Genomic DNA, 5,331 nt, shown 5'->3' with positions numbered 1-5,331 from the left:
GCATGGGGCTCCTTGGGCGCAATGGACAAAGGGACTGGGATGCTAGCAGCCAGGCAGCGAGCTGCCCGTGGTCTACAGCACCAAGGGCACCTCTGCCGCCAGAAAGTCATACACCGCCCGAATCTTGCGGCTGGTGCGGATCTCGCGGTGCACCGTGAGCCAGATGGGCAGATCGGGCAGGGGCAGCATGGGCAGCACGGCCACCACGTTCGGGTCGGTGCGGGCCAGGTAGTTGCCCACAAAGCCGATGCCCAGCCCCGCCCGCACAGCCTCCCAGTAGGCCATGAGGTCGTCGGTGCGGAACGCGAAGTGCCCGCGCTCCACCGGGTAGCCCATCGCGGCAAAGCCTTGCTGGATGTCTTCGTGCCGGTCGTTGCCCACCAGCTCGTGCTGCAGCAGGTCGGGCGGTTGGCGGGGTGTGCCCTTGCGGCGCAGGTAGTCGCGGTGGGCATAGGCGCCCAGCGTCACCGCGCCGATGCGCTTGGCCACCAGGCTGGCCTGGTCGGGGCGCACCATGCGCAGCGCAATGTCGGCCTCGCGGCGCAGCAGGTTGGTGACCTGGTTGCTGGCCACCAGCTCCACCTGCACCTCGGGCAGCGCCTGGCGCATGCGCGCCAGCACGGGCGGCAGCAGCACGCAGGCCACGGGCTGGCTGGCGGTGATGCGCACGGTGCCGCTCACGCCTTCCTCCGCGCCCGACACGCTGCGTGCCAGCTGGTGGGCGCCCATCTCCATGGCGCGGGCCGATTCGGCCAGCCGCAGCGCCGTGGCCGTGGGCAGCAGGCCGCGCCCGGTGCGCTCAAAGAGCACCACGCCCAGCTGCGATTCCAGCTCGGCAATGTGGCGGCCGATGGTGGGCTGGCTGGCGTTGAGCGCACGGGCGGCGCCCAGCAGGCTGCCCTGGTCGAGTGCGGCCAGGAAGGACTGCACGAGGCTCCAGTCAAAGGTCTGGTTCATGGCAATAGCGTGCCCGCAATGGGGCGGCAGGAGGGTGGTTAGAGGTATTCATATTTGCATTACTGATATGAACACTTAGCCAATTGTGTAACGGTGCCGGCGTTTTCACAATCGCTCCATCCCTTGTGAATGGAGCCCTCAGATGATCACCCATACCCGTTTTCCACACTGCACGGACAATCCCTCCACCGTGTTGATCCTGGGCGCCCGGGGGCGGCTGGGACTGGCGGCCACCCGCGCCTTTGCGCAGGCAGGCTGGCAGGTGCTTGCCCAGGTGCGCCCCAGTGCGCAGAGCGCTGCATTGCCCGCCATTCCTGGCGTGTGGTGGATGCCGGTGGCAGTGGAAGACACTGCCGCGCTGGCGGCCCAGGCACAGGGCGCGCAGGTGGTGGTGCATGCGCTCAACCCTGCCTACACCCATACGGCCTGGCGCGAGCAGGCCCCGGTGCTGATGGAGGCTGCCATCGCCGTCACCCGCCAGCTGCGTGCCACGCTGATGCTGCCGGGCAACGTCTACAACTTTGGCGAAGCCATGCCGCCCGTACTGCGCGAAGACACATCCCAGGCCGCCACTGGTTTCAAGGGCCGCATGCGGGTGCAGCTGGAGCAGCGGCTGCAGGCCGCCACGCGACAGGGCGAGTTACGTGCTGTGGTGTTGCGCGCCGGGGATTTTTTTGGCAGCGGCACGGGCAGCTGGATCGACCAGGCCATTGCCAAGGACCTGCCCCGGGGCCGCATCACCTGGCCCGGCCCGCTGGATGTGGCCACGCCCTGGGCCTACCTGCCCGACCTGGCCCGCACCTTCGTGCGCGTGGCGCAAGAGCGTGACCGGCTGGCCTCCTTCGAGTGCCTGCATTTCGCTGGGCACCACGTTACCGCGCAGCAGTGGCTGCACAGCTTCACGGCGATTGCAGCAGAGCAGGGCTGGTTGCCCGATGCGGGCGCGCTGCGGTTGGGCCAGTTGCCGTGGCCGCTGCTGCGCGTGATGGGGCTGGTGGCCCCCACGTTCGCTGCGCTGGCGGACATGCGCTATCTGTGGCGCACACCGCACCGTCTGGACAACACCCGCCTGCGCGCGCTCATCGGCGACGAGCCACACACCCCCTTCGATCAGGCCGTGCGCCAGGCGCTGGTCGATTTGGGGCTGGTGTCCACCCGTTCAATCCGCGCCGCGCTGGCCTGACCGCATCACCTCTTGAACCACCGGAGCATTCTCATGAACCGTCGCAACTTCATCCGTTTGGCAGGGGGTGGCACCATCGCCGCCGCCACTGCGGGCACGCTGGTCGCCTGTGGTGCCGTGGGCTCGCACTATCCCGCCGAGGCGGTGGAGGCCTGGAAAGGCCCGGTGGGCGAGACCGACCTGCGCCGCCGTGCCGTGGCCTATGCCATCACCGCACCCAATTCGCACAACCTGCAGCCCTGGCTGGTGGACTTGCGCGAGAGCGGTGTCATTACCCTGCGCACCGACCCTGCGCGGGTGCTGCCACAGACGGATCCGTGGGGGCGCCAGATCCTGATCGGCCATGGCGCCTTTCTGGAGTTGCTGGTGATGGCGCTGGCTTAGCAAGGCGTGGCCAGCGAGGTGTTGCTGTGGCCGCAGGGCGAGATGCCTGCGGCCCTGAAGGACTGGGACGACCGTCCCGTGGCGCGCATCACCCTCAAGCCTGGTGGCCAGCCCGACCCGCTGTTTGCGCAGGTGCTGCTGCGTCGCACGCCCAAGACGGATTTCGATACCACCCGGGCCATCGCGCCCGGGGTGCTGGCCCAGTTGCTGGGCAGCGCACCGGCTGAAGCCCCGCTGCGCGTGGGCGGCACCGTCAGCGCCGACCAGTTGCCCGCGCTGCGCACGCTGTGCTGGGAATCTGCCCGGGTAGAGCTGCTCACGCCGCGCACCATGATGGAAAGCATCCAGCTCACGCGCGTGGGGCCAGGCGAAATCCTGCAGCACCGCGATGGCATCTCGATCAACTCGCCTTTTGTGCGCGCCGTGGACGCTTTGGGCATGTTCGACCGCACCCAGCCTCCGGCCGAAGGCAGCGCCGCCTACAAAAGCGCCATGGGGCGTTTTGAGGGCCATAGCCGCACGGCCATGGGTTTTGTGTGGATCACCGGCCCCAACACCCGCAGCGACCAGATCCGTACCGGGCGCCTGTATGTGCGCCAGCAGTTGCAGGCCACGGCGCTGGGTGTGGGCATGCACCCCATGAGCCAGGCGGTGCAGGAGTTTGCCGAAATGGCCCCGCACTTCGAGCACGTGCACCAGCTGGTGCTGGGGCGTCCAGCGCCCCGCACGCCCCAGGAGCCCACCGTGCAGATGTTCTGCCGCATTGGTTACCCGCAGGGCGAGGTGCCTGCCACGCCGCGCAGGCCGCTTGCGCGTTTTGTGCAGGCTTGATTCCGAGGAGGGCAGCACCTGCGCAAAGGGCTGATGCAGATCAACCTCCGGCCACAAGCTGGCGCGCTTTGCCGCTGCTTCACACACTGTTCAGGTGGCGTTCATCGCGGGTTTCTACAGTTGCTGCATTGCAACAAATGGTGGGGACTGGTGATGTGGAAGAAGGTCTTGGGGGGCTCCCTGGTGCTGGCATGTACGGCGTGGCTGCTGGGTCTGTGGGTGCCGCAGCCTGCGCCGCCCGCGTGGGGTGATGTCTGGTGGTGGCGCAACCAGCTGATCCTGCTCAGTGGGGTATCGGCCTGGGTCCTCATGTCGCTGATCATGGTGCTGGCCGTGCGGCCCGCGTGGCTGGAAAAGCCGCTGGACGGCCTGGACAAGAGCTACCGCCTGCACAAGTGGGCGGGCATCGGCGCGATTGTGCTGGCGTTGCTGCACTACGGGCTGCAGCTGTCGCGCAGCCTGCTGGCTGACTGGGTAGGCCGCCCGGTGCGCACGCCGCGCGCGGATTGGTGGCTCAACACCTTCCGCCACCTGGCCGAGGAGATGGGGGAGTGGGCTGTGTGGTTCCTCGCGGCCATGCTGGTCATCACGCTGTGGCGGCGGTTCCCGTACCACGTGTGGCGTTACCTGCACAAGCTGCTGGCCTTGGTGTACCTGGTGCTGGCCTTCCATGCCGTGGTGCTCACGCCGCCCGCCTGGTGGCAACAGCCTGCAGGCGTTCTGGTGGGCCTGTGCACGCTGGTGGGGGCGCTGTGCGCCGTGCGCTCGCTGGCCGGGGCCATCGGGCGCCGCCGCCGCTATGCAGCGCGTGTGGTGGGCGTGTCGTCCCAAGGGGTTGGGGTGCTGGAAGTGACCTGCCAGGTCAGCCCCGCCAGTGGCTGGAAGCATGCGGCCGGTCAGTTTGCGTTTGTCACCTTTGGCCGCGCCGAAGGGGCGCACCCCTTCACCCTGCTCAACGCCGACCAGGGCGACGGCGTGCTGCGCTTTGCGATCAAGGCGCTGGGCGACCACACGAGCCAGTTGCCCCTGCATGTCCGTCCCGGGCAGCAGGTGAGCATCGAGGGGCCGTATGGCTGCTTTGACTTTCGCAGCGACAGCGCCACCGAGCAGGTGTGGGTGGCCGCAGGCATTGGCGCCACGCCGTTCATGGCCTGGCTGGAGTCGATGCAGTCCACGCCCGCGCTGGCGCCCCGGGTGCACCTGCACTACTGTGTGCGCCATGCGGGCGAGGCGGTGTTTGCCGAGCGCATGGCTGCACTGTGTGCCCGCTTGCCCAGCGTGACGCTGGAGATTCACTACAGCGACAACGCCGGGCCCGTGACACCCGCAGCGTTGCTGGCGGGCACCAGCCCGGCGGCGAGTGTATGGTTCTGCGGACCGCAGGGTTTTGCCGAGGCGGTGCGCCAGGGCATGGAGCAGCTGGGGCGTTCGCCTGCGCGCTTTCACCAGGAGCTGTTCCAGATGCGCTGAGGCGGGTTCTCCGCGCTGCAGCGCTATGTGGTGCCGGTGCGGTCCGTGGGTGCCAGGTACTCCCGCACCAGGGCCCGCGCGCGGTGCAGGCGGCTTTTGGCCGCCTCGCGCGTCACACCCAGCCGCTGCGCCATCTCCTCGATGGTCAACTCCTCGAAGTCGCGCATCAGCAGGGCCTCGCGGTACAGGGGCGGCAGCGAGTCGATGGCCAGGGCCAAGTCATGGCGCAGTTCGTGGTCGGGGCGGTGCGACCAGGCGAGGTTGTCTTCCACCTGTGCCAGCGGCTCGCCCTTGAGCCAGGCCAGCATGGGCTGCATGCACAGCCGCTGCACGATGCGCACCACCCACCCGCCGAACGCCGCCACCTCGCGCAGCGCGCCCACGCGGCGGTACACGATGATGAGCGCCTCCTGCACCACGTCGTCCGTCGCCGTGGTGGCGGCGCATTGGCGCAGCGCATAGCGGCGGATGTCGGGACGGGTGAGGCGCAGCAGCTGCTCCATGGC

The 5,331-nt window shown here is 68.5% G+C and carries 6 protein-coding genes; 4 read left to right on the top strand and 2 right to left on the bottom strand.

Annotated features, from left to right (window positions below):
• Positions 1–72 precede the first annotated feature (72 nt).
• Entirely contained in the window at positions 73–957 is an 885-nt protein-coding gene (locus DBR23_RS17065) for a LysR family transcriptional regulator (RefSeq protein ID WP_108499038.1), read from the bottom strand.
• A 142-nt stretch (positions 958–1,099) separates the two neighbouring features.
• Here DBR23_RS17065 and DBR23_RS17060 point away from each other — a divergent pair, with 142 nt between their 5' ends.
• From DBR23_RS17060 to DBR23_RS17050, 4 genes are all read left to right on the top strand, one after another.
• Positions 1,100–2,140 (top strand): NAD-dependent epimerase/dehydratase family protein, encoded by a 1,041-nt coding sequence (locus DBR23_RS17060; RefSeq protein WP_108499037.1) that lies wholly within the window; start codon positions 1,100–1,102, stop codon positions 2,138–2,140.
• 33 nt (positions 2,141–2,173) lie between these two features.
• Positions 2,174–2,524, top strand: a complete 351-nt coding sequence (locus DBR23_RS30910; protein WP_233250521.1) for a hypothetical protein — start codon at positions 2,174–2,176, stop codon at positions 2,522–2,524.
• 6 nt (positions 2,525–2,530) lie between these two features.
• The gene (locus tag DBR23_RS17055) at positions 2,531–3,355 is read left to right on the top strand and encodes a hypothetical protein (RefSeq protein WP_233250520.1); all 825 of its coding nucleotides are present in this window, start codon (positions 2,531–2,533) and stop codon (positions 3,353–3,355) included.
• A 153-nt stretch (positions 3,356–3,508) separates the two neighbouring features.
• Positions 3,509–4,825 carry a ferric reductase-like transmembrane domain-containing protein gene (locus DBR23_RS17050; RefSeq protein ID WP_108499036.1) on the top strand — a complete coding sequence of 439 codons (1,317 nt, stop codon included), beginning with the start codon at positions 3,509–3,511 and terminating at the stop codon, positions 4,823–4,825.
• Positions 4,826–4,848: 23 nt separating this feature from the next.
• On the opposite strand, the gene DBR23_RS17045 is transcribed toward DBR23_RS17050, so the two are convergent.
• A partial coding sequence (locus DBR23_RS17045) for an RNA polymerase sigma factor (RefSeq protein WP_108499035.1) occupies positions 4,849–5,331 on the bottom strand: 483 nt, incomplete at its 5' end.

It is taken from the genome of Acidovorax sp. HMWF018, from assembly GCF_003061035.1.
GTDB classification, from domain to species: Bacteria; Pseudomonadota; Gammaproteobacteria; order Burkholderiales; family Burkholderiaceae_C; genus Acidovorax; species Acidovorax delafieldii.
This window is presented reverse-complemented; position numbering and strand designations above follow the sequence as displayed.